The sequence below is a fragment of the Delftia sp. ZNC0008 genome (genome assembly GCF_000799035.1).
In the GTDB taxonomy this organism is placed as follows: domain Bacteria; phylum Pseudomonadota; class Gammaproteobacteria; order Burkholderiales; family Burkholderiaceae_C; genus Comamonas; species Comamonas tsuruhatensis.
Genome location: NZ_JTKZ01000418.1, coordinates 1 through 880, shown reverse-complemented (window position 1 = coordinate 880; position 880 = coordinate 1). Strand labels below are relative to the sequence as shown.

The 880-nt window shown below is 67.7% G+C and carries 1 protein-coding gene; it reads left to right on the top strand.

Annotated features, from left to right (window positions below):
* On the top strand, positions 1-880 hold an 880-nt coding region (locus L995_RS13795), incomplete at both ends, for a PLxRFG domain-containing protein (RefSeq protein WP_047472307.1).

The following is an 880-nucleotide window of genomic DNA, read 5'->3' as shown; positions in this document are numbered from 1 at the left end:
CTACAGCCAGGACGTGGGCCGCGTGGTGGCCAACTTCATCTACAGCAATGCGCGCCAGGGCGCGGCGGGCCTGAATGCCGGCACTATGGACCGCGCGATCAACGACATCCCGAAGGAGCAGGGCGAGCTGAAGGACCTGGCCATGGGCCTGCGCAGCTACATCCGCGATCCACAGGAAGAGGGCCAGGCCGTGCGCGGCATGCTGTTCGCGCAGTACCTGGGCGGCTCGCTTGCCTCGGCCGTGGTCAACATGACCCAGCCCTTTGCGGTGACGCTACCCTGGCTCAGCCAGTTCGGCGGCATCCGTGCGGCCAGCGGCCAGATGGCGCGGGCCCTGAAGGATATGGGCCGGTCCTGGATGGACAAGGGCTTCAGCTATGAATCGGATCTAGCCCATGCCCTTAAGACGGCCGAGGACGATGGCGTGGTCTCGCCACAGGAAGTGCACCAGCTCATGGCCCAGGCGCGCGGAGCGGGCGGCCTGCGCTCGGGCGATGGCACCAAGTCTGGCGATGCTCGCGCGGCGGCCGGCAATGCCTGGGAGCGCGCCAAGGTGGCCTGGGGCCAGCCCTTCGCCCTGGCCGAGCAGTTCAACCGGCGCTCCACCTTCATCGCGGCCTTCCGCATCGCCAAGGCTCAGGGCATGGATGATCCAGGCGCCTTCGCGCGCAAGGCCGTGCTGGAGACCCAGTTCGTATATTCCAAGGCCAACAAGCCCCAGTGGGCACGCGGCGCCGTGGGCGGCACGCTGTTCACCTTCAAGACCTATTCCGTCAGCTACTTGGAGTTGATGCAGCGCATGTGGAAGCAGGGCGGGCCAGAGGGCAAGCGCGCGGTGGGCTGGGCCCTGGCCATGCTGCTGCTGATGGGCGGTGCGGGC